26 protein-coding genes and 1 riboswitch are annotated in these 22,224 nt (G+C 60.8%); of the genes, 13 read left to right on the plus strand and 13 right to left on the minus strand.

Annotated elements, in window-relative coordinates:
- Window positions 1-41: 41 nt before the first annotated feature.
- Window positions 42-1,307, minus strand: coding sequence for an NAD(P)/FAD-dependent oxidoreductase (locus tag JNB85_RS23070; RefSeq protein ID WP_220336615.1), 1,266 nt, complete (start codon window positions 1,305-1,307; stop codon window positions 42-44).
- A 177-nt stretch (window positions 1,308-1,484) separates the two neighbouring features.
- On the opposite strand from JNB85_RS23070, the gene JNB85_RS23075 reads away from it, so the two are divergent.
- On the plus strand, window positions 1,485-2,270 hold the full coding sequence (locus tag JNB85_RS23075) for an aminoglycoside phosphotransferase family protein (RefSeq protein ID WP_220336616.1): 786 nt from the start codon (window positions 1,485-1,487) through the stop codon (window positions 2,268-2,270).
- Window positions 2,271-2,279: 9 nt separating this feature from the next.
- Here the strand turns inward: JNB85_RS23075 and JNB85_RS23080 are convergent, their stop codons facing one another.
- Complete coding sequence (locus JNB85_RS23080) at window positions 2,280-2,744, minus strand: Lrp/AsnC family transcriptional regulator (RefSeq protein WP_220336617.1); 465 nt, start codon at window positions 2,742-2,744, stop codon at window positions 2,280-2,282.
- Between the two features lie 153 nt (window positions 2,745-2,897).
- Here JNB85_RS23080 and JNB85_RS23085 point away from each other — a divergent pair, with 153 nt between their 5' ends.
- The 4 genes from JNB85_RS23085 to JNB85_RS23100 all read left to right on the plus strand — a co-directional run bounded on the left by JNB85_RS23085 (window position 2,898) and on the right by JNB85_RS23100 (window position 6,585).
- Window positions 2,898-3,620, plus strand: a complete 723-nt coding sequence (locus JNB85_RS23085; protein WP_220336618.1) for an aspartate/glutamate racemase family protein — start codon at window positions 2,898-2,900, stop codon at window positions 3,618-3,620.
- 62 nt (window positions 3,621-3,682) lie between these two features.
- Window positions 3,683-4,600, plus strand: a complete 918-nt coding sequence (locus JNB85_RS23090; RefSeq protein ID WP_220336619.1) for a bifunctional helix-turn-helix transcriptional regulator/GNAT family N-acetyltransferase — start codon at window positions 3,683-3,685, stop codon at window positions 4,598-4,600.
- 60 nt (window positions 4,601-4,660) lie between these two features.
- Window positions 4,661-5,284 (plus strand): TetR/AcrR family transcriptional regulator, encoded by a 624-nt coding sequence (locus JNB85_RS23095; RefSeq protein ID WP_220336620.1) that lies wholly within the window; start codon window positions 4,661-4,663, stop codon window positions 5,282-5,284.
- Window positions 5,285-5,376: 92 nt separating this feature from the next.
- Complete coding sequence (locus JNB85_RS23100) at window positions 5,377-6,585, plus strand: MFS transporter (protein ID WP_220336621.1); 1,209 nt, start codon at window positions 5,377-5,379, stop codon at window positions 6,583-6,585.
- Window positions 6,586-6,625: 40 nt separating this feature from the next.
- On the opposite strand, the gene JNB85_RS23105 is transcribed toward JNB85_RS23100, so the two are convergent.
- Window positions 6,626-7,051, minus strand: a complete 426-nt coding sequence (locus tag JNB85_RS23105) for a winged helix-turn-helix transcriptional regulator (RefSeq protein WP_220336622.1) — start codon at window positions 7,049-7,051, stop codon at window positions 6,626-6,628.
- 119 nt (window positions 7,052-7,170) lie between these two features.
- On the opposite strand from JNB85_RS23105, the gene JNB85_RS23110 reads away from it, so the two are divergent.
- A complete protein-coding gene (locus JNB85_RS23110; protein WP_220336623.1) occupies window positions 7,171-8,052 on the plus strand; it encodes an SDR family oxidoreductase in 882 nt (293 codons plus the stop codon).
- A 151-nt stretch (window positions 8,053-8,203) separates the two neighbouring features.
- Here the strand turns inward: JNB85_RS23110 and JNB85_RS23115 are convergent, their stop codons facing one another.
- Complete coding sequence (locus JNB85_RS23115; protein ID WP_220336624.1) at window positions 8,204-8,956, minus strand: pyridoxine 5'-phosphate synthase; 753 nt, start codon at window positions 8,954-8,956, stop codon at window positions 8,204-8,206.
- Between the two features lie 433 nt (window positions 8,957-9,389).
- Here JNB85_RS23115 and JNB85_RS23120 point away from each other — a divergent pair, with 433 nt between their 5' ends.
- A complete protein-coding gene (locus JNB85_RS23120) occupies window positions 9,390-10,082 on the plus strand; it encodes a MerR family transcriptional regulator (RefSeq protein WP_220336625.1) in 693 nt (230 codons plus the stop codon).
- A gap of 87 nt (window positions 10,083-10,169) precedes the next feature.
- On the opposite strand, the gene JNB85_RS23125 is transcribed toward JNB85_RS23120, so the two are convergent.
- The 3 genes from JNB85_RS23125 to JNB85_RS23135 form a co-directional block, all read right to left on the minus strand.
- Window positions 10,170-11,297 carry an ATP-dependent DNA helicase gene (locus JNB85_RS23125; RefSeq protein WP_220336626.1) on the minus strand — a complete coding sequence of 376 codons (1,128 nt, stop codon included), beginning with the start codon at window positions 11,295-11,297 and terminating at the stop codon, window positions 10,170-10,172.
- A 134-nt stretch (window positions 11,298-11,431) separates the two neighbouring features.
- Entirely contained in the window at window positions 11,432-12,211 is a 780-nt protein-coding gene (locus JNB85_RS23130) for an alpha/beta fold hydrolase (RefSeq protein ID WP_420852291.1), read from the minus strand.
- A 294-nt stretch (window positions 12,212-12,505) separates the two neighbouring features.
- Window positions 12,506-13,816 carry a bifunctional folylpolyglutamate synthase/dihydrofolate synthase gene (locus JNB85_RS23135; RefSeq protein WP_338050347.1) on the minus strand — a complete coding sequence of 437 codons (1,311 nt, stop codon included), beginning with the start codon at window positions 13,814-13,816 and terminating at the stop codon, window positions 12,506-12,508.
- Window positions 13,817-13,837: 21 nt separating this feature from the next.
- Window positions 13,838-13,917: riboswitch (ZMP/ZTP riboswitch) on the minus strand.
- A 177-nt stretch (window positions 13,918-14,094) separates the two neighbouring features.
- Here JNB85_RS23135 and JNB85_RS23140 point away from each other — a divergent pair.
- Genes JNB85_RS23140 through JNB85_RS23150 form a run of 3 tightly spaced genes read left to right on the plus strand, consistent with a single transcriptional unit; the run spans window position 14,095 to window position 15,780 of the window.
- The gene (locus JNB85_RS23140) at window positions 14,095-14,475 is read left to right on the plus strand and encodes a COG4315 family predicted lipoprotein (RefSeq protein ID WP_220336627.1); all 381 of its coding nucleotides are present in this window, start codon (window positions 14,095-14,097) and stop codon (window positions 14,473-14,475) included.
- Window positions 14,476-14,485: 10 nt separating this feature from the next.
- Window positions 14,486-15,001, plus strand: a complete 516-nt coding sequence (locus JNB85_RS23145; protein WP_220336628.1) for an RNA polymerase sigma factor — start codon at window positions 14,486-14,488, stop codon at window positions 14,999-15,001.
- A complete protein-coding gene (locus JNB85_RS23150) occupies window positions 14,998-15,780 on the plus strand; it encodes an anti-sigma factor family protein (protein ID WP_220336629.1) in 783 nt (260 codons plus the stop codon). The genes JNB85_RS23145 and JNB85_RS23150 overlap by 4 nt, the downstream gene beginning before the upstream one ends.
- A 131-nt stretch (window positions 15,781-15,911) precedes the next feature.
- Here JNB85_RS23150 and JNB85_RS23155 read toward each other — a convergent pair whose 3' ends face one another.
- Both JNB85_RS23155 and JNB85_RS23160 read right to left on the minus strand, forming a co-directional pair.
- Entirely contained in the window at window positions 15,912-16,211 is a 300-nt protein-coding gene (locus JNB85_RS23155; RefSeq protein ID WP_220336630.1) for a putative quinol monooxygenase, read from the minus strand.
- Window positions 16,212-16,229: 18 nt separating this feature from the next.
- Window positions 16,230-17,246, minus strand: a complete 1,017-nt coding sequence (locus tag JNB85_RS23160; protein WP_220336631.1) for an NADP-dependent oxidoreductase — start codon at window positions 17,244-17,246, stop codon at window positions 16,230-16,232.
- Between the two features lie 111 nt (window positions 17,247-17,357).
- Between JNB85_RS23160 and JNB85_RS23165 the strand changes: the two genes are divergently transcribed.
- On the plus strand, window positions 17,358-17,912 hold the full coding sequence (locus JNB85_RS23165; RefSeq protein ID WP_220336632.1) for a TetR/AcrR family transcriptional regulator: 555 nt from the start codon (window positions 17,358-17,360) through the stop codon (window positions 17,910-17,912).
- Window positions 17,913-17,970: 58 nt separating this feature from the next.
- Here the strand turns inward: JNB85_RS23165 and JNB85_RS23170 are convergent, their stop codons facing one another.
- Genes JNB85_RS23170 through nthA form a run of 3 tightly spaced genes read right to left on the minus strand, consistent with a single transcriptional unit; the run spans window position 17,971 to window position 19,686 of the window.
- A complete protein-coding gene (locus JNB85_RS23170; RefSeq protein ID WP_220336633.1) occupies window positions 17,971-18,390 on the minus strand; it encodes a nitrile hydratase accessory protein in 420 nt (139 codons plus the stop codon).
- Window positions 18,377-19,036 (minus strand): nitrile hydratase subunit beta, encoded by a 660-nt coding sequence (nthB, locus tag JNB85_RS23175; protein WP_220336634.1) that lies wholly within the window; start codon window positions 19,034-19,036, stop codon window positions 18,377-18,379. The genes JNB85_RS23170 and nthB overlap by 14 nt, the downstream gene beginning before the upstream one ends.
- A complete protein-coding gene (gene nthA, locus JNB85_RS23180) occupies window positions 19,033-19,686 on the minus strand; it encodes a nitrile hydratase subunit alpha (protein WP_220336635.1) in 654 nt (217 codons plus the stop codon). Before nthA ends, nthB begins: the two co-directional genes overlap by 4 nt.
- A 96-nt stretch (window positions 19,687-19,782) precedes the next feature.
- On the opposite strand from nthA, the gene JNB85_RS23185 reads away from it, so the two are divergent.
- A complete protein-coding gene (locus JNB85_RS23185) occupies window positions 19,783-21,063 on the plus strand; it encodes an SDR family oxidoreductase (protein ID WP_220336636.1) in 1,281 nt (426 codons plus the stop codon).
- Window positions 21,063-21,533, plus strand: a complete 471-nt coding sequence (locus tag JNB85_RS23190) for a DUF2269 family protein (RefSeq protein ID WP_220336637.1) — start codon at window positions 21,063-21,065, stop codon at window positions 21,531-21,533. Before JNB85_RS23185 ends, JNB85_RS23190 begins: the two co-directional genes overlap by 1 nt.
- Here the strand turns inward: JNB85_RS23190 and JNB85_RS23195 are convergent.
- The gene (locus JNB85_RS23195) at window positions 21,525-22,118 is read right to left on the minus strand and encodes a LysE family translocator (RefSeq protein WP_220336638.1); all 594 of its coding nucleotides are present in this window, start codon (window positions 22,116-22,118) and stop codon (window positions 21,525-21,527) included. The two genes, JNB85_RS23190 and JNB85_RS23195, sit on opposite strands and share 9 nt — an antisense overlap.
- Window positions 22,119-22,224 lie beyond the last annotated feature (106 nt).

Consider the following 22,224-nt stretch of genomic DNA (forward strand, 5'->3'; position numbering starts at 1 on the left):
GGCTCCGGAGCGGCCCTTTCTCCTTCTAGCCTGTTCCGCCTCTACCCATCGTCGCGCATGGTCTCGCGCTGGGTGATCAGCCGGGCGCTGTGCTGGCCGCTCATATAGATCCAGAACCAGTTCCAGGCGACAGTGAAGCGTGAGCGCGTGCCGATCAGGAAGTAGATATGGGCAAGGCCCCAGATCCACCAGGCGAGCCAGCCCTTGAGCTTGAAGCGGCCGAAATCGATGATCGCCGCACTCTTGCCGATCGTCGCCAGACTTCCTTGATGCCAGTATTTGAACGGCCCTGGCACCGGCTTGCCGGCTACGCGGGCACGAATGACCTTCGCCACATAGCCGCCCTGCTGCTTGGCAGCCGGCGCAATGCCAGGCACCGGCTTGCCATTCTCCTGGATGACGGAGGCTGTATCCCCGATCACGAAAACGTCAGGCAGACCCGGTGCCGTGAGATCCTTTTCGACGATGGTGCGCCCTGCCCGGTCGGCCGGCACGCCAAGCCAGCGAGCCGCATGCGAGGCTTGCACGCCCGCCGCCCAGACGATGGTGCGGCTCGGAATGAAGTTTTCGCCGACGGTCACCCCATCGGCCGTGCATCGCGTCACCGGCGTTCCCGTCAGCACCTCCACGCCGAGCTTCTCCAGTGCCTTTTGCGCATAGGCCGAAAGCTCCTCGGCGAAGGCCGGCAGCACACGCGGCCCGGCCTCGATCAGCACGACGCGGGTCTTGCGTGTATCGATGTTGCGGAATTCCTTGGGCAGCGTGAAATGCGCCAGCTCGGCGATGATGCCGGCAAGCTCGCAGCCCGTCGGGCCGGCCCCGACGATGGAGAAGGTCAAAAACGCATCGCGTGCCGCCGGATCGCTTTCCACTTCCGCCCGCTCGAAGGCGAGCAGCACACGGCGGCGGATCGTCGTCGCGTCCTCCAGCGTCTTCAGGCCCGGCGCTACCGGCTCCCATTCGTCATGACCGAAATAAGCGTGCGTAGCACCAGTCGCCAGCACCAGAGTATCGTAGTTCAGCATCATGCCGCTGCGTAACGATACGGTCTTTGCCTTGACATCGACGCCGTTGACCTCGCCGAGCAGCACGGTCACATCGGGCCGGTCGGCATAGAGATGGCGGATCGGCCAGGCGATCTCGGAGGTAGACAGGATGGTCGTCGCCACCTGATAAAGAAGCGGCTGGAAGAGATGGTGGTTGCGCCGGTCGATGAGCGTGATCTTCACGCCCGCGCCTTTTAAGCCATTGACGAGCTGCAGCCCGCCGAAACCGCCGCCGATAACGACGACGTGATGTTCGCTCATGCCCCTACCCTTTCGTTATTGCGCTGCAACAAATGTCGCCTTTCGAGCAAAGGTTTCAACCGCCGTTTCGGCATGCCTGCCCTGCATCCCGATCGGCTTTGTGTGCTGCCGATATGCATCTTGCGTTAGTTCCCATCTTCGTTGTCATCAAAAGCATTTTGCACGTACATTCCAGGCATGGACGAGGAAAACATTTTGACCGGCGGCGGACGCACTGAAGTTTCTCGACGCGGCAGTGTCATTTATCGTGAGAGCGGCCCCTGGTCTCCGACCATAGTTTTGCTGCTGAGACATCTTGAGCAGGTAGGATTCACCGCATGTCCCCGTGTCGTTGGCACCGGGTTTGACGAGCGGGGTCGGGAAACTCTGTCGTTTATCGAAGGAGAGTTTGTCCATCCCCGGCCTTGGAGCGATGAAGCTCTGCCACGCCTCGGAAACACGCTGCGACAACTCCACGAGGCAACATCTTCGTTCAAAGTTCCTGACAATGCGATCTGGCGTGAGTGGTTTGGCCGTACGCTCGACACCGGGCCGCGTGTCATTGGTCACTGCGACACCGGCCCCTGGAACATTGTCTGTCGCTCTAACACACCAATCGCACTTATCGACTGGGAGGTTGCCGGACCGGTCGGAATAGACACTGAACTGGCTCAAGCCTGCTGGTTGAATGCGCAGCTTTACGATGACGACATAGCGGAAAGAATGAACCTTGGCTCGGCAATGGCGAGGGCGCGACAGGTTCGGTATCTGCTGGACGGTTATGGTTTTTCGAAAACGCAGCGAGACGGTTTTTTTGAGAAGCTGCTCACATTTGCAATTCATGATGCTGCCGAGCAGGCAAAAGAGGTTCACGTCACCCCCGGTACAGAAAACACAGAATCTCTATGGGCTATAACATGGCGCACCAGAAGCGCATCCTGGATGCTTCGCAACCGACAAACGCTGGAAGCGGTCTTGTCCTAGGTCGGTTGTTCAGCTGGCATAGCCTACGGGTATGGACGTCCCGCTCTTCATCAGTTCCATCGAAATCGAGGCTGATACGTCGAAAAGCTCGATCCGCCGCACGATCCGCTTGTAGATGACGTCGTAATGCTCGACGCGCGGCAGCACGATCTTGAGGATGTAATCGTAATTGCCCGTCAGCCGGTGCGCCTCGACGATTTCCGGTATATCGCTGATCGCCCGCCGGAAGCTCTCCGTCCATTCGTCGGAATGATGCGCCGTCTTGACGAGCGCAAAGAGGGTCGTCGGCACGCCCATGAGCTCCCGGTCGAGCACGACGATACGCCGAGCTATATGGCCGGTCTCCTCCAGCCGCTGAATGCGCCGCGAGCAGGCCGAGACCGAAAGCGCCACCTGTTCGGCAAGGTCGGTCACGGAGACGCCTGCATTCTCCTGCAGCATATCGAGAATTCGCCTGTCGCGATCGTCGATCATGATTGCACCTCCACGCCCAAATTTTGCAAGATACCGGAAAATGACGCGAAAGATTAGCATATGTCGTAGCAAAAGCACAAACTTTGCAAACAAACGGCGCTCAATCTACCGCATTATAAGCGCATCCTAGAACACCAGAGGGAGCGAGAAATCATGAAAACAATCGGCCTGATTGGCGGCATGAGCTTTGAAAGTTCGGCAGTCTATTACCGCCTCATCAACGAGATGGTACGCGAGCGCCTGGGCGGTCTGGCTTCCGCCGAATTGATGATGCATTCGGTGAATTTCGAGGAAATCGTTGCACTGCAGAAGGCCGGCGCCTGGGATATGGCTGCCTCGCGCCTCGGAGATGTCGCGCTGCGCCTGCAGATTGCCGGTGCTGATTGCGTGCTGATCTGCACCAACACGATGCATCTGATCGCGCCCGAGGTTGCTACACATATCTCCGTGCCGCTGATCCATATCGTCGAAGAGACGGCAAAGACGATCCATGCCGCTGGCTGCAAGCGCCCGCTGCTGCTCGCCACGCGCTACACGATGGAGCACGGCTTCTATCGTGATCGCATGAAGAGCCTCGGTCTCGACATCGTCGTGCCTGATGCCGCCGACCGCACCACCGTCCATGACATCATCTTCAACGAGCTCTGCGCCGGTAAGGTGCTCGACAACTCGCGCGAAAAGCTGATGGCGGTGATCGAGCGCGCCCATGCCAAGGGCGCCGACAGCATCATCCTCGGCTGCACAGAAATCTGCCTTATCCTGGATCCCGATCGGCTTCCCCTGCCCGGTTTCGACACGACGACAATCCATGCCCGCGCCGCTGTCGACTTCGCGTTCGAGGGAGAACTCGCAAACGAAGAAGAAGACGCGGCCTGAGTCATCAATTTAGTTGACTCAGTCAAATAAAGGCAGCAGGGTTTCTGTCAGGAGACCCTGCCATGACCGATATTGCCCTCATCGAATCCGCCCGCGAATTCAATCGCTTCTACACGAACTTCCTCGGCCTTCTGAACAAGGCCTATCTCGATACCCCCTTCACACTGACGGATGCGCGCGTGCTTTTCGAGATCGGCGTCCAAAATGGCGTCAATGCCGGCGCCCTCGCCCGCGACCTGCAGCTAGACCCTGCCTATCTGAGCCGCATCCTCAAGCGCTTCCGCGAGGAAGAGCTGATCGAGGCGATGCCCGATCCCGCCGATCAGCGCAGCCAGATTCTGACTATCACCGCCAAAGGACGCACCCAGTTCGAAGAGCTTGGCAGCCGCTCTAATGCCCAGATCGCTGCCCGCTTCGACACGCTGGCCGATGGCGAGCCGCAGGCCGCCGTTGCCGCCATGCATACGATCCGCGCGATCCTCGATCCGCAGGCAAAGCCGGCTGCCGCCACCATCCGGCCGCACCGCGCCGGCGACATCGGCTGGATTGTCCAGAGCCAGGGGCGTTTCTATGCCGAGGAATATGGCTGGGACCTGCGCTTCGAGGGGCTGGTCGCCGAAGTCGCCGGCAAATTCCTCGCCAATTTCGATCCCGAGAGGGAATATTGCTGGATTGCCGAGCGCGGCGGCATCAATCTCGGCTCGGTGCTGATCACCAATGGCGGCGATGGCATCGCCAAGCTTCGGCTGCTCTATGTCGACAAGGCCGCCCGTGGTCTTGGCATCGGCAAGCAACTCGTCGACGAGTGCATCGCCTTCTCCCGCCGCAAAGGCTACCGACAGATCTCGCTCTGGACCAATGACTTCCTGCACGCCGCTCGCGCCATCTATCAGAAGGCTGGTTTTCGGCTTGTCTCCGAGGAGAGACACCGCATGTTCGGGCCCGAGGCCAATGGCCAGACCTGGGTGCTCGATCTTTGATTTTGCCGCGTCGCGAAAATTTCGCTTGATTTGGAAACGATCATTCCCTAATTAGGCGGTATGACCGTTGACGCCCTCACATCTAATGTAAAAATCCGCAGCCGAGGCCGCCCGCGCGCATTCGACATGGACGCAGCACTCGATGCGGCCTTGCGCGTCTTCTCCGAGCGAGGCTACCACGCGGCCTCGATCAGCGAGCTCACCGAAGCCATGGGCCTTGCCTCCGGCAGCGTCTACAAGGCTTTCAAGGACAAGCGCGGCATCTTCCTTGCTGCCTTCAAGCGATACCGCCAGCTCGGCCGCGGCCGGCTGGAGGCGAAGATCGCGGCAGCGAAGACCGGCCGTGAAAAGGTCTTCCAGATGGTCATGTATTACGCCGAGCTTTCCCACGGCGAAGCAGGCCTCAAGGGCTGCCTCGTCGTCGGCGGCGCGAACGATCTTTCCCTGCTGGATGGAGAAGCCGCAGAGCATGTGGCCGCCGCTTTTTCCGCCGATGAAAAGCTGATGGCCGATCTGATCCGCATCGGCCAGGCCGATGGCACCATTCCGTCCACAGTGGATGCCGATGCCACGGCCCTCACCTTTCTCTGCCTGACCAAGGGTTTGCGCGTCATCGGGAGGACGGGGCGCGGCGAGAAAGAGATGATGGCTGCGGCCGAAGCCGCAATGCGGCTCGTAACTTGACAACCGAAATGCGCCGTCCGGTCAGGGATCGGGTGGCGTCAGACGACAAGATTGCATTCAATCCTCCCGATCATTGCCTATTGGAGTTTCTGATGAGCGTTTCAGCCACCACGCCGGATGCGGCCATGTCCCGCACCCTATCCCCCTGGCTAACCTTCCTTTTTGCCGCCTCGTGCGGCTTCGTCGCTGCCAATCTCTATTACGGCCAGCCGCTTGCCGGCCTGATCAGCACCGATCTCGGCTTCTCGCCTGCCGCAACCGGCCTCATCGTCACGCTGACGCAGATCGGCTACGGTCTCGGCCTTCTGCTTCTGGTGCCGCTTGCCGACCTCTTTGAAAATCGCCGTCTCATCCTGACGCTAACGGTTGGTTCCGCACTTGCCCTCATCGGCGCGGCCTTCTCCTCCACGCCCGGCATGTTCCTGACGGCCTCGCTCTGTATCGGCCTCGCCTCGGTCGCAGCGCAGGTCCTCGTGCCCTTCGCCGCCAGCATGGCGCCGGACGCGACGCGCGGTCAGGTCGTCGGCAATGTCATGAGCGGGCTGCTCTGCGGCATCATGCTTGCCCGACCCTTCGCGAGTCTCGTTGCCGAAGCCTCCTCCTGGCATATGGTCTATTACGTCACCGCCGCCGTCATGATCGCACTCGGCGTCGTGCTGCGCGCCAACCTGCCGGTTCGCGTCCCGCACACGAAACTGCGTTATGGTGAGCTGCTGGCCTCCATGGGCCATCTGGCGCTGAATTCGCGGGTGCTGCAGCGCCGCGCCCTTTATCAGGCCGGCATGTTCGGCGCTTTCAGCCTGTTCTGGACGACGGCACCGCTGCTGCTTGCAAGCCCCGCTTTCGGCATATCGCAGAGCGGCATCGCCCTCTTCGCGCTCGCTGGTGCCGCCGGTGCCGTCGCCTCGCCTATCGCCGGCCGCCTGGCCGACCGAGGCTTGACGAAGATCGCCTCGACGCTCGCGATGCTGCTCGGCATGGGTTCCTTCCTCATCAGCCAGTTCGCCGCCGATGGCTCGCTGACGGCGCTCATCCTGCTGACGGCTGCGGCGATCCTCCTGGATTTCGGCGTGACGACCAACCTCGTCTGCGGCCAGCGCGCGATCTACGGCCTGAGCCCGGAACATCGCGGCCGCCTGAACGGCCTCTTCATGGCAACGTTCTTTACCGGCGGCGCGATCGGTTCGGCACTCGGCGGCTGGGCCTACGCGACCGGTGGCTGGACGCTGGCGGCCTGGATCGGCTTCTGCTTTCCGGCACTCGCCTTCCTGTTCTTCCTGACGGAAGGCCGCGAGAAGTAATCAAATGCGGATCAGGCGACTTGCCCGCCTGATCCGCTCTCTATTCTTCTGCATCGAAACGCAGCCTCGCGGCGCGAACCTCATCATGGTTCGCCTCAGCCCAGTTCAACAACTGTGACAGCGCCGTATAGAGTGACCGCCCAAGTTCCGTCATCCGGTATTCCACGCTCGGCGGCTTCGTCGGAAAAACCTCCCGCTCGATATAACCGTCCCGCTGCAGGTCACGCAGCGACTGGGTGAGCATGCGCTGGGAAATATCCGGGATCATCCGGCGCAATTCGCCAAAACGGTAGGGCTGCTTGGCAAGCGCTTCGAGAATCAGCGTCGACCATTTGCCACCAATCTGCTGTAACACATCACGAACCGGGCAATTGGTGAAATCCAGGCTGGCAAGGTCGATCTCACGCCGCGCACCCAGCCCTTCTTGGTCTGTTCTCGCTTTCAGATTGACGACTGTTCCGGCCATGAGCTGGTTCCCTTTTGGTAACGAACTGCCGAAAAACTGCCTTCTTTACAGTCTCGGGTCAATTCCTATTCTAGCGTTACTCTCTTTTTGAGACCACCTGTGAACCACTAGAGGATACCATGAGCGAAACCATTCTCGTCACCGGCGCTGCAGGCCAGCTCGGCCAGCGTGTCATCCATCACCTGATCGAAAGCTACAAGGTCGCGCCGGCCAATATCGTCGCCGCGACCCGCAGCCCGGAGAAGCTCGCCACCCTCGCCGCCAAGGGTGTAATCACCCGCAAGGCGAATTTCGATGATGCTGCCAGCCTCGAAGCTGCCTTCGCCGGTGTCGACCGCCTGCTGATCATCAGCACCGATGCGTTGGATACGCCCGGCAAGCGCCTGATCCAGCACAAAGCCGCCGTTGCCGCTGCCGTCAAGGCCAAGGTGAAGCACATCACCTACACCTCCATGCCCGCCCCTGACAATTCGCTCGTCACCTTCGCGCCCGACCATCTCGGCACTGAAAACGCCATCAAGGAAAGCGGCATCCCCTACGCGATCGTCCGCGACGCCTGGTATCACGACAACTACATGCACAGCATGCCGCACAATCTGCAGGCCGGAAAGTGGTTCACCTCCGCCGGCGACGGCAAGATTTCGACCATCTCGCGTGACGACTGCGCGCTCGCCATCGCTTCGGTCCTCGCTGCCGGCACCACCGGCACTTACACGCTGACCGGCAAGCAGTCGCTGACTCCAAAGGAAATCGCCGCAATCGCCACTGAAGCCACCGGCAAGCCGCTGGAAGTCGTACCGGTTAGCGACGAGCAACTCGGCCAGGGCATCCGTGGCGCAGGCCTGCCGGGCTTTGTCGCCGACATGCTGGTTTCGGCCGATGCCAACATACGCGCCGGCAAGTTCGATATCGTCACCGACGATTTCACCAAGCTGACGGGCAAACAGCCGCAGTCGCTGAAGGACTACTTCATCGCCAACAAGGCCGCTCTTACCGCCTGAGCCGGTCTACAGCATCGGCTCGAAAATCGGAATCGATTTTCGGAAAGCCTGATGCGTAGATTCAAAGAGTTAGAGCGTCCTTTGTGCGTCCGAATGGACGCACGGCGCTCTAAGGCTCGCCCTTGCATCCACCAAGGGCGGGCCTTTTTTGTCAGATTTTCTGGCCGCAGGCCCGGCAGAAGCGGCGCACCGTTTCCGCCATACCATATTCCAGCGCATCGGCCGTCAGCCCGTGGCCGATCGAAACCTCCGCAAGACCGGGAATGCGCTTCACCAGCGCGGGCAGGTTTGCCACCGTAAGGTCATGACCGGCATTGACAGCGAGTCCAAGCGCAATCGCCGCATCCGCCGTCTTGCCAAGCCCTTCGAGGATCGGTTCGGCACGTTCCGGCGCATCATAGCAGCCGCCATAGGGGCCGGTATAAAGCTCGATCCGATCGGCACCCGTCGCTTTTGCCGCTTTAACCGCCCCCGCGTCGCCGTCGCCATCGGCAAAGAGCGAAACACGGCATCCCATTTTTTTCAGCCGCGATACCACATCAGTCAACAACGCCTGATGCTTGCGGAAATCCCAGCCATGGTCGGAAGTTGCCTGCGACGGATCGTCGGGCACCAGCGTCACCTGCTCCGGCTGCGCTCCGGCGCAAAGCTCCAGGAATTCCTCCGTCGGATAGCCCTCGATATTGAATTCGGCTTCCGGAAACTCGTCGTCGATCAGATTTCGGATCACGGGCAGATCGGAAAAGCGGATATGCCGCTGGTCCGGCCGCGGATGCACGGTCAGCCCCGAAGCGCCGGCGGCAAGCGCGATGCGCCCAAGCCCTTCCACGCTTGGCCAGGGCAGATCGCGCCGGTTGCGCAGCATGGCGATGGCATTGAGGTTCACGGAGAGTTTGGCGGGCATGGCGATATCCGTCTGGGGTGGAGACTGGCCCTGCTTTTAAGGCAAGCCGCCCGCGAACGCCAATGAGATTCGCGCATGCATTCATGCCTGCCCTTCATGGTCGCGCGCGCCACGGCGGTCGACATCATGGACGTACCGAGAATAGTAACTTCCGTTCCGTCAAAAGAGCATTCATCAGAGACGGCCAACCGCGTGGTTCTATTTTACCACACACAAAGCAGATGCCGCAACATTGCTATCCCATTTGAAAACGGTTATTTTTAGCACTTACAAAAGAAACCGTCCGCGCATATTGTGGGCACTGCGTAACGAGTAAGTACGCCGAGTACTGCTTCTTCCAACGACAAGAACGCTAGAGGAAACCCCGCTCGCCGCGCTCCGGAAGCAACTGGCAAAGCCGCATGAGGTGCAACTATCTGCCCCAGGAGGGTTCATGCCAGACGGTTCCAAACGCATGTTTGCTGCCGCCGGTATAGCATCGGAGGCTCGGTCGAAATACCGGTTCCTGCCTTCGGCCGCTTTGCCGCCGGATATTCCGCAAGGTCCCATTCCCATCGCCGACATGGCGAACGCTTTCGGCGTGACGCACAGAACACTGCATTTCTACGAAGAGAAGGGCCTGATTTCCGCAAACCGCATCGGCCTGATGCGCGTTTACGATCAGGATGATGTGATGCGCATGGCGGTCATCACCGTTTGCCGCGAAACCGGCATGCCGATCGCCGTCATCCAGGAATTGATGGACGTGTTGCGCAGCGCAGCCTCACAGGAAGAGGCCGAGTCGATCTTCCACGAGGCCCTCTCCCAGCGCAAGCGCGAGCTGACGGCCGAAATGTCGACTTTGCACCGGCAGTTGCAGCAGGTGAGCGATCTTCTCGATTATGACAGCAGCCTCGAGCTGCCGCCGATCAACGACAACCGGGATCCGGCAAGCCTGACCGATCAGGAGCGTCAGTGCCTGGAGCTCATGGCTGAGGGATATTCGACACAGCGTATCGCCCGCGCCCTCGACCTCAGACATGAGGAAGCGCGTGCTCTGGAGGCCGACATCATCATGAAATTCCACACCAATAACCGCTTCCAGGCCATCGCCAAGGCGGTTCTCCTCGGCGTCGTGCAGGCCTGATTATCCCCACCGGCTGCGGCCGCCACCGCATCCTGTACGGCAGTGCAGGCCAATATCAGCGAACGTCGTCTTCAGCGGACGCCACCGTCAACGGACAATCGTCAGCGTCTCTGCTGCACGTGTAATCGCGGTGTAAAGCCAGCGCTCGCGCGTATCGCGGAAGGCCCAGCTTTCATCGAACAGCACGACATTGTTCCACTGCGAGCCCTGCGCCTTGTGCACCGTCAGTGCATACCCATAGTCGAACTCGTCATAACGCTTGCGCGTGTTCCAAGGGATCTCGCCTTCGACATTTTCGAAGGCCTGCTTGAGCAGTTTGATCTTGGCAGCGCCCCGATCCATATCGTCGTCCTCAGGACGGACCAGCAGGTTGATGCCGGGCTTCGTCGTTTCCTTCGAGGACGTCATCACCTGCCAGAGCGAGCCGTTGAGCAGGCCCTTGGCCGGATCGTTTCGCAGGCAGACCAGCTTGTCGCCGGTCTGCGGATAATCGGTGCTAAAGCCCTTCAGCTCGCGAAGGCGCTGGTTATAGCGCCGGCGTGTCTTGTTGGTGCCGACGAGTACCTGGTCGGCATCCATGACCAGCGGCTGCGTCACCTCGTTCTTGGAGATCACCTGCGCCGTGCCATAGTCGCCATACATGATCTCGTTGCCCTCACGCACCTGCATGGCGAGCTGGATGATCGGGTTGTCACGCGCCTGCCGGTGAATATCCGTCAGCAGATAGTCCGGCTCCTGATTGGTGAAATAGCCGCCGCCCGACACCGGCGGCAGCTGGCCGGGATCGCCAAGCACGAGGATCGGCGTGCCGAAACTCATCAGGTCCTTGCCGAGCGCCTCGTCCACCATCGAGCATTCGTCGACGATGATCAGCGCCGCCTTGGCGACCGGGCTTTGTCGGTTGATGGAAAACATCGGTGCGATCGAGGTCTTGCCGGTTTCCTCGTCCTCCACCTCTTCCTCGCCGCGTGGCCGGTAGATCAGCGAATGGATGGTCTTGGCGTTCGATGCCCCGCGCGAGCGCAGCACCTGTGCGGCCTTGCCGGTGAAGGCGGCAAACAGAACGTCGCCATCGACATGCTCGGCAAAATGCTTGGCAAGTGTCGTCTTGCCCGTCCCGGCATAGCCGAACAGACGGAAGAGCGGCGACCTGCCCTCCTTCAGCCAGTTCGAAACGGCCTTCAGGGCTTCATCCTGTTGAGGGGCGAATTGCATGGAAGCGACTTGGCAGGATTCGCCCGGCATAGGCAAGGCGAAATTCTATTGGTTGCCGCCACAGGCGTGCCGGAACGAATCAGTCCGGCACGCATCGGTTCGAGCTGGCTCCTGCGAGCGAGCCGCGTCGCAGGCTACTTGCTTGTGGCTGCCTCTTCGATCAACTTCGCGACCTTGTCGGGATGAGAGACCATGACGACGTGGGATGCGCCATGCACCACGACAGTGTCCTTCGACTTCGCGCGATCGGCCATCCACTGCAGGGCCTTTGCGGGAATGTTCTTATCGGCATCGCCATAGACGAAATAAGCCGGGATCGTCTTCCAGGCCGCCTTGTCGGTAGCTTCGTTCAGCGCCGCGTCGGTGATCGGGCGCTGCGTTGCCGCCATCAGACGAGCTTCGTCTTTCGGCACGTCGGCTGCGAACTGATCGTGGAACTTGGCCTGATCGATGTAGAGGTCCTTCATGCCTCCGTCCAAGGCGACGGGTTCGGCAAGGGCAGATCCCAGAGTGCCGCCCGGAAATTTGCCTGAGAGCGCTGCAGCGGTCTCACCGCTATCGGGTGCGAATGCTGCCACATAGACAAGCGATTTCACATTTGTTGCGGATGAGGCAGCGTCGGTGATCACGGAGCCGCCGTAGGAATGCCCGACCAGGACGACAGGGGTCTTCACGCCCGCAACGACACGCCTGACATAATCCCCATCGGATTTGACGCCGCGAAGCGGATTGGCGACAGCGACCACCGGGTAGCCATCTTTTTCGAGTTTTGTGATGACGCCGTTCCAGCTCGACGCATCGGCGAAAGCGCCATGCACCAGAACCACCGTCGGCTTCGCATCTGCCGAAAACGACGGAGAGGCCATCGTGGCAATCGCACCGGCCACCAGAGAAATCTTCAGAAAATTATGCATGTTGTCTTCCTTTTCGAGTGCCAACGACGAGACTGATATCGTACAATTTAATTGTTCGCAACACATAAGATCGGCGCCGAGGTTTCGCTCTTCCATGAGGCTGAAATGTTGAGATCTAAGGCTGACGGGAGGATCGCAATCCTGCCATCAAACAAACCCTTCGCCGCTTCCCCGCTGATCTGCTCGCGCAGGAGCCCGACGAGCTAGCAAGCTCGTCAAAATCACCCAAGCGTCAGCAGCAGAAACTCTCGTGCGCCGCCTCGTAAGCCTTATTTTGGGTTACCCTGAACGAAGCTAGCGTTTCCTTGACATCGCGTCCTGCATCATCACATGGTCGCGCAAGAGTCCGGCAAGATAGAGCGATCCCGTCAGGATCACCCAAGCACCGGATGCGCCCGCCCGATCGAGCGCCTTCTCGTAAGCTGCCTTCGGATCCTCGATCACCTCACTCTCCAGGCCCATCGCCTTTGCAAGCGCCTGCAACTCGGCAGGCGACCTGAAACGATCGGAAACCGAGGTGAAAATCGGCGAGACGCCATAACGGGCCATCACCTCGACAAACCCCGCCGCATCCTTGTCCCCCGCAATCGCCACGACGGCGATGCCTGGCCCGGAAAAGCCTTCCATGCCGGAGAGATCGTCGAGTACCGCTTCGAGATTGAACGGCACGTGCGCCCCATCGATCGCGACCGCAACAGCCCTGCCCCCGGCTGGCACGACGAAGCGCTCCATCCGCCCCGGTAAATTCGCGTCTAGCTTGGCCTGCTCATCGATCAGCCATCCCCCGACCACCTCACCCTCGCGAGCCGTGAGACCAAACTCGCCAAGCGCATCGAGCGCAGCACCTGCAACCGCGATATTTCTTTCTGCAATCGTCTTCAGCCCCGAGAAATCCGGCTGAATAAGCCGCACGTCGATCTCGGCCGCTCGCTTCGCAATGACTGCGCCTGCCTCGTCATCCGCTTCGAGCGGTGTCACGACAATCGTACGAGACTTGATGATACCGGCCTTTTCGAAGGCGATCGCCGCTCGCGTCTTGCCGAGGATTTCCGTATGTTCGAGGCCAATATTGGTGATTATGGAAATGTCGCTGTCGACGATATTGGTCGAATCCAGCCGCCCGCCGAGCCCCGTCTCGACCACGGCCCATTGAATGCCGGCATCCCGAAAGATGAGGAATGCCGCGGCCGTCAGCATGTCAAACCATGTTGCGGCTTCCGCCGCCGTTGCGTCTCTTCTTGCTGCCTTTAATGCATCGAGCGCTAAGAAGAGCGCTTCAGCTAGCACCTGATCCTCGACCGGCCAACCGTTGACGGTTACCCGTTCGGAAATATGCTTCACATGCGGCGAGGCATAACGCCCGACCGAAATGCCGGCATGGCGCAAGCCAGCTTCTAAGAGCGCACAGGTCGAACTCTTGCCCTTGGTGCCTGCCACATGAATCGAGCGGAAGGCGCGGTGCGGATCACCGAGGCGGGCCGAGAGATCGACAATTGGCTCCAGCCCGACGCGCATTTCGCCACGCGGACGCTGTTCCCAGTTGGTGAGCTGATCAAGTTGCGAGAGGGCTTCGGCAAGGCGGAAATGTGGTTCTTGCATGGGCATGGCACACGTGCATCGGGGTTATGTTTATGCCAGGCGAGCGGCATCGGCAGCCTGCGCTTCCCGATGGTTCTCCATCTGTTTCGCCAGTCACGCAGGCAGGCCGACACTAGAGCCTTTCCGTCGCTCTGCCTACCCTCGCAAGCGTCATCCAAGCCGCTTCGCCGCGACCTTATAGCTTTCACTGAAGGTCGAGGAATGGAAACGGGAATAAAACGGACGCCTGTCGTGTCTCATGTCCGGTATCGCAAAAATGCGTGCCTAACCCGAGGAGAGAGACCATGAAGTCCGCGAAATTCCTGTCAGTGCTTGCGCTCATTGCCGCTACCGCTACTACGGCCTTCGCCGCCCCTGCCGTCACCACCGTCGAGACGGCCAAAGGCAAGGTTTTGGCCGGCGAAAAGGGCATGACGCTCTACACCTATAAGAAGGACGAAAAGGGAATGACAAACTGCTACGACAAGTGCGCCACCAACTGGCCGCCTTTCCTCGCCGCTAGCGGTGCCAAGGCCGAAGGCGCATACTCGCTCGTCGAGCGCAAGGATGGAAAGAAGCAGTGGGCAAAGGACGGCATGCCGCTCTATTACTTTGTGAAGGACACCAAGTCCGGCGATGCCACCGGCGACGGCGTCGGCGGCGTCTGGGATGTCGCCAAGCCCTGATGAGGCAAGCGTGAAGAAGCCTCCACCCGATACGTTCGAGGGCCAGATCCTGGCCCTCCTTCCCTCGCTTCGCCGCTATTCCCGCAGTCTCACCCGCTCGGATGCCGAAGGCGAGGATCTGCTTCAGGATTGCGTGGAAAAGGTTCTGGCCCGGCGCGGCCAGTGGCGCGGCCTCAATTTGCGCGGCTGGGTCCTGACGACGATGACCAACCTCTACCGCAATACCCGTCGTGCAAGCTCCCGCGACAGGCTGGTCGAACTCGATGCCGCCGACGGGCTGGCGAGCCCCGATAACCAGGCTGATCCGCTGGAGCGCCTGCGGCTGGAACAGGCCCTCGACAGCCTGTCGGAGGAATACCGCGCCGTGCTGATGCTCGTCGTCATCGAGGGCTACAGCTACAGCGAAGTCGCAACCATGCTGGACATCCCGATCGGCACCGTCATGTCGCGCCTGTCGCGCGCGCGCCAGCGCATGAGCGAACATGTGAAAGCCGATAATGTGATTACGCTTCGGAGACCAAAATGAACGAGACCAACCCCACCGTCACCGAAGCGGACCTGCACGCTTACGCCGATGGGCAGTTGCCGGAAGCTGCCCGCGCCCGCGTGGAAGCCTATCTCGCCGAAAACCCCGAGGACGCCGCCATGGTGGCCGGCTGGCAGACGCAGAATGCCGGCATCAAATCTCTGTTTGCAGACTATGAGAAGAGCCGCGACACCGATCTCCAGCTGCTGACACCGGCAGAGCCGGCCTCACCCTGGAAGATGCGCTCCGCATTTGCCGCTGCCGCCGTCGCGCTCTTTGCGCTCGGCGCGCTCAGCGACCGCTTCCTCCCGCCGCTCTTCGAACGCCCGCCGCTGCAACTTGCCGAATCCGAAACCCTGCCGAGACAGGCCGAGACCGCCTTCCTGGTCTATGCCAGCGAAGTGCGCCACCCGGTCGAGGTCTTCGCCAATGAGGAGGCGCATCTCGCCACCTGGCTCGGCAAACGGCTGGCGATCCCCGACCTCAAGGTGCCAGACCTCAAATCCCTCGGCTTCCACCTGGTCGGCGGCCGCCTCCTGCCGGTCGATGGCAAGCCAGGCGCGATGTTCATGTACGAGGATCAGGCTGGAGAACGCCTGACCGTCATCGTCGGCCGCAACAAGGAAAACAGGACGACGAGCTTCCGCTTCGCCTCCGCCAAGGATGTCGAGACCTTTTACTGGATTGACGGTGAACTCGGCTATGCGGTCACCGGCGAGATCTCCCGCGACATGCTGCGCAAGGTGGCGGAGGAATGTTACCGGCAGTTTCCATCCTAGAGCAATTCCGCCAAAAGCGCACAACGGTTTTGCGTCCGAATTGCGTCGAACAACAAGATAGAGTGGCTTCGTGTTTCGAAGAAGAACGGAAACACTCTATCGCGGGAACTGCGAGGCAGGCCAGCCTGCGTTCAGCCGATAAGCGGCCGTCCGCTCAGAACCTCATATTCGTGGAGATCACTTCTCATCTTGTCCTTCCAGGCCGTCAGGAACGCCAGCGTCTCCCTTTTCTCGAGATGGGCGGCCAGCGCTTGCCGATCCTGCCAGCGCTGAGCGACCGCAAAACGTCCGGCCGGCCCGTCATCCAGGGCAATGCTGTAGAACAGACACCCCTTTTCGGCCTTCGTGCTGCTGCTGATTGCCCTGATGTCGGAAATGAACGCGTCGACATCTGCCGGATCGAGTTCGATGTAACCCATTATGACAAGCATGATTGCCGAGCCTCCTCTTCACACATCGACCGTTAGAACGATCTTGCCTTGGATATGCCCCCGGGCGGCAAGCTCATGCGCCTTGCGCGCATCCGCAAGCGGATAGGCGCTGTCGATAACGACACGGATCGTCCCGTCATTGAGCAGGCGCCCGACCTCCGCCAGTTGAGCTCCGCTGGAACGGACCTGGGTCGCCGAAACCGTAACACCGCGCTTGCTGGCCTCCTCGACATCGGAAAAACCGAGGGGATATACCGGAAACAACGCCCCGCCCCGCTTCAATACGCGCAGGAAACGACCTGTTGTCGGACCACCGAGCGCATCGATGACAAGATCGATGTCACGCGCGACCTCCTCGGGCGGCGTCCTGGTGTAATCGATGAATTCATCGGCACCGAGTTCCCTGAGTAATGACTCATGCTTGCCTGATGCCACGGCAATGACATGCGATCCCTTCAGCTTCGCGAGTTGCACCGCAAAGTGTCCCACGCCGCCGGCGGCGCCGTTGACGAGAACCGTCTTGCCCCTGAGCGGCACCGGCTCGTGCCTGCCCGATTGAAGCGGGTTCGGTTCATCATGTCCGAGTTCGATCATGAACTGCCACGCCGTCAGCAGCGACATCGGCGCTCCAGCGGCATGCACGTGATCGATGCCGGCAGGCTTCAGTGCGAGTTCCGAGACCGGCACGCTGACATATTCCGCATAGGCCCTGCTTTCCGCGACACTGAAAAAGCGGACCATGGAATAGACTTCGTCGCCGACGGAGAATTCACGGACATCATCGGCAACCGCCTCGACGACACCAGATACATCCGTGCCCAGGATGATCGGGAATGGCACCTGCGGCCGCCATTCCGGAGGAAGCGCCCTGTAACCATCGCGCAGATACCAGTCGGGAGAATTGATCCCTATGGCGTGAACGCGAACGAGCACCTCCCCCGGTTTCAACTCAGGCTTCGGCGCATCCTCGTAACGCAGCACGTCGGGACCGCCGAACTCGTGGATCCGGATCGCTTTCATCGTCTCGCTCGTCATTACTTTCTCCATCAAAATACTTATGCTACCCAATCTGGAGCGCTGCCCCGCTATAAATGGAGCATTGCCCCGTTTATAAGTGGAGCGCCGCCCCGCTTGTCAAGAGGTGATATGAGAGCTGACGCAAAAAAGAACTATGATCACATTCTCGCGGTCGCCCGTGAGATGCTGACGGGGAATGGTGCGAATGCATCGCTGCGCGACATTGCGCGCAAAGCGGAAGTAGGAGACGGAACCTTGCACCGTCACTTCCCAACCCGGGAAGCACTGCTTGAAGCCTTGCTGCGCGAGGGTTTCGAGGATTTGGCGCGAAGGGCGAGCGAACTCGAACAGTCGGACGATCCGCGCAATGCGCTGGTGACGTGGCTGCGCGAGGCGACCACTGTAACCCACAATTACAGCGGCGCTATTGCCTCGATGGTTTCCGCAATCGCTGACGAGAATTCCGCGCTTCACACGTCATGTGTGATGCTGCGCACAGCCGGCGCACAGCTTCTTCGACGCGCCCAGGCGAAAGGCGCGGCGCGAATGGACATGGACGGCAACGACCTGTTCGCTTTGATAAGCGCGCTGGCGTGGCTCGCTGAGCAGCCGCCACTCGTGCCGCGCGCGGATCACCTGTTCGACATCATCTCAGGTGCGATCCTGACGAGTGAACAGCAGTAGCAGCCTAGAGCGCCGTGCGTCCATTCGGACGCACAAAGGACGCTCTAATTCTTTGAATCTACGCATCAGGCTTTCCGAAAATCGATTCCGATTTTCGGCCGATGCTGTAGCGCAGCGGGTCGTTGGCAAGCTCGATCGGCTTGCCATGCGGCGTCGCCTCTGCCGCCCGCTGCCAACTCTTCTGCAGATCAAGGATCGCGTCGACATCCGCCACGCCGCTGCTGACGAGAAGATTGGAAAGCGCGGCTACCCAGCAGTCGAAATAGTCGCTGCCATCCTCGGCCCGGCCAGGCCTGTGCAATTCCTTCGACAGGCTCGCTGCCCATTCGCTCCAGGCAAACAATCCCTTCTCATGCAGATGCACGGTCATGGCGAAAGCCTCCGCCGCCCAGGGCTCCGGAAAGACAGGAACACCCTGCGGTGACTTCGGCAGGCCGGGCGATTGCGCCAGTTCGGACGGCAGCTCACACGCGCTCAAGATAGCTCTCCCAAGCATCGATCGAGACCGTGAGCGACGGGTCTGCCCCCTCGCCCCAAATCTCGCCGCCATCGAAGACGACGGTATAAAGCCATTGCGGATTCTCGCCCTTGCCATGCGCATTGTCGTCAGGAAAGACGAACGAGCCCTGCACCGCCTCGACCACACCCACCTTGGCCCGCGCATATCGCGGCAGCCGCGTATGGGTGGTCGGATTGAAATTCTTCGTCTTCACAGTTTCGCCGACGAGGAAGAGCGGCGCCGTCTCGACCGGCCGGTCGCAGGGACCGCCCTTCGCGAGTACACCCGGCACCATCTCTGCCTTCAGCACCCGCTTCGGCACCGCCCCATCCTGCAGCTTATGGCCGGACAGCAGCTCCTCGCGCGTCGCAAAACCATGGCGCTCCAACAGCGTATCGATGCCGCGGATCCAGATTTCGTAATAGCTTGCCGCAAGGTAATCGGCCGGCGGGATATTCTCCCGCGCATGCCGGCTTTCATCAATCGTCCAGGCGCCGAAAGCGCCACATGAAAGCGTGATGCCGAGCGCCCGCTTTTCCCATTCGGCATGGAAATAGGGTTCATTCTTTTCGGGCGCGACCGGGCCGAAGCCCATCTGCCCGCCGAGATCATGCGGACCGTTCATGCCGATACCTCCTGGCTTCCGGCAGCCGGGATTTTTGGGCTGCCAGCAATCGCCGTGCCGATCATCGCATCACGGCTGACAAGATCGGCAAGCGCTTCCTCGTCCATGCCTTCGCTACCCTCTGGCCGCTCGGGGATGACGAGATAACGCAGCTCCGCTGTCGAATCCCAAACACGGACCTTCTTGCTTTCCGGCAGCGTCAGCCCGAATTCGGCAAGCACGCCGCGCGGATCGATGACGGCGCGCGAGCGGTAAGCCGGCGCCTTGTACCAGACCGGCGGCAGGCCGAGCACCGACCACGGATAGCAGGAGCAGAGCGTGCAGACGACGAGGTTATGTGTGTCCGGCGTATTGAAGACGGCGCGCATATGTTCGCCCTGCCGGCCGGTAAACCCAAGGCTCGCAATCGCCGCCGTCGCATCCCGCTTCAGCCATTCGGCGAAGTCGGGGTCGCTCCAGGCTTTGGCGACGACACGTGCGCCATTGCGCGGCCCGACCTTCGTCTCATAGGTCTCGACGATCGCATCGATCGCCGCCGGGTCGATCAGGCCCTTTTCCGTCAGCAGCGTCTCCAGCGCTTTGACGCGGGCTTGCATGTCGGAATAGTGGTTGTCGTGATGGTGGTCGTGACTATGATCGTGATCGTGCAATACGAAGCCTCCCCGGATTTACCCTCAGTTTTAGCACTTGCTGGCGCTGCGCCAAGCCCTTCCGAGACCTTAAGCTTTTGACGCTATGCTTGCCCCATGAATATCCTGATTCTCGGCGCCACAGGTTTTATAGGTTCTGTCGTCGCGGCACGCCTTGCCGACGAGGGCCATGTCGTCACCGGCCTCGGTCGCACCCCCGCCCGCGCTGCGCTTAAGCAACCGACAATTAAGTGGCGCCGCGCCGATCTCTCCCGGATGACACAACCCGATGACTGGCGCGATATCCTCAAAGGCCAGCACGCCGTCGTTAACTGCGCCGGCGCGCTTCAAGACGGCCTCTCGGACGATCTCTCGGCAACGCAGACTGAGGCCATGCTCGCCCTCTATGCCGCAGAAAAACCCTCCTCGATACTCGTCGTCCAGATTTCCGCGAGAACGGACGGCGCCGGTAGCCACCTCCCCTTCCTTGCCACCAAACGAGCCGCCGATACCGTCCTTGCATCGTCAGGCTTGCCCTACGTGATCCTGCGCCCCGCTCTCGTCCTCGGCCGCAATGCGCATGGCGGCACGGCGCTGTTGCGCGCACTCTCAGCCTTCCCCTTCGTCCTGCCGCTCATTCACGCCGACAGTGCTGTCGAGACCGTCGCCGTTGACGACGTCGCCGCTGCCGTCTCGGCCTCTATCTCAGGCTTGTTCCCCTCCGGCAGTGATATCGAACTGGCGGCTGAGGAACGGTATACACTCGCCGATCTCGTCAAACTGCATCGCGCCTGGCTCGGCCTGCCGGATGCTCCGGTCTTGTCCATCCCGCCTGTCCTCGCAAGACCGGTCACATGGCTTGCCGATATGGCCGGCTATCTCGGCTGGCGCTCGCCACTGCGCTCTACCGCCATGACCGTCATGTCCGAAGGTGTCAGCATGAGCAGCCCGACGCCATCGAGCCTCCCAACCTTGTCAGCCGCTGCAACGCTTGCCGCCAATCCATCCGGCGTGCAGGATCTGTGGTTCGCCCGCCTCTATCTGTTGAAGGCGCCCGTCATAGCAGGCCTGTCGTTGTTCTGGCTGCTGTCAGGCCTGATCCCCCTTCTGGCGCCAGGACAGGCAAGCGCCCCGTTCCTGCCTTTCATGCCCGCCGATGCGGCCATGGCGCTGACGATTCTCACCTGCCTGATCGATATGGCGTTCGGCGCCGCTGTGCTCTTCCGCCCCCTTGCTCGCCGCTCTCTCCTCGGCATGTTCGCCGTATCGCTCGCCTATCTCGCCGGAGGTACGGTTCTGGAACCGGCACTTTGGCTCGATCCGCTCGGCCCGCTTGTCAAGGTATTGCCATCGCTGCTCCTGACGCTCACCGCCCTTGCCATTCTGGATGAACGCTGATGCTCGCCGAACTGCTGCTTCTTGCCCACGTAGTCGGAGCGACCGTGCTCTTCGGCACCGGCGCCGGCATCGCTTTCTTCATGGTGATGGCACACCGCACCCGCGACCCCGCACTCATCGCCCATGTCAGCGGCACGGTCGTCATTGCCGATACGATCTTCACGGCCACCGCGGCCGTTCTCCAGCCGATGACAGGCTACCTTCTCGCCCGCATCATCGGCTGGGATCTGAAGGAAAGCTGGATCGCACTCTCGCTGGTGCTCTATGTCGTGACCGGCATTTTCTGGCTGCCGGTCGTCTGGATCCAGATTCGGCTGCGCAATCTGGCGCGCGCCGCTGCCGCCTCGGGCACTGCGCTGCCGTCAGCCTATTTCAGCCTTTACCGTATCTGGTTCGCCTTCGGCTTCCCGGCCTTCTTCGCCGTGCTCGGAATTCTCTGGCTGATGCTGACCAAGCCGACGCTATTTTAGCATCGGCCAGAGGCTGAGCACGAGCAGCACCGCCATCGTGATATTGAACCATTTGAGCCTTGCTGGGTCGGATAGCCACTCACGCAGCGCAGAGCCGAAGCCTGCCCAGGTGGAAACCGAGGGCACATTGACCGCCGCAAAGGCGAGGCCCACCAGTAACACGCTGATCATATAGAGCTGCGGGTTGGTGTAGGTCGCCATGGCCGTCACCGCCATCACCCAGGCCTTCGGATTGACCCATTGGAAAGCCGCAGCGCCGAGAAACGATATGGGTTTAGCGCCGCTTTTGCCTTCACTGAGCGACCGCGAGGTGGCGATCTTCCAGGCGATCCAAACGAGATAGGCCCCACCGGCAAACTTCAGCGCCGTATAGACGACCGGCATCGTGTGCAGCAGCGCGCAGAGCCCGAGCCCGACGCCGAGGAGCAGCGAAAGGAAACCCGCGCCGATACCGAACATATGCGGAATCGTGCGGCGAAAGCCGAAATTCACGCCCGAGGCAAACAGCATCATATTGTTCGGCCCCGGCGTGATCGAGGTCGTAAAGGCAAAGAGCAGCAGTGCCAGAAACGTATCCAGCGGCATCAAACCTCCCCGGACCGCGCGTATTGATAAAGCGGTGGCTCGTTGAATTAGGTCAGCATAACTACCCTAAACCCCTGTCACTATAACATGATTGTCATGGTGACAG

It is taken from the genome of Rhizobium mesosinicum (assembly GCF_019511345.1).
Taxonomy (GTDB): domain Bacteria; phylum Pseudomonadota; class Alphaproteobacteria; order Rhizobiales; family Rhizobiaceae; genus Rhizobium; species Rhizobium mesosinicum.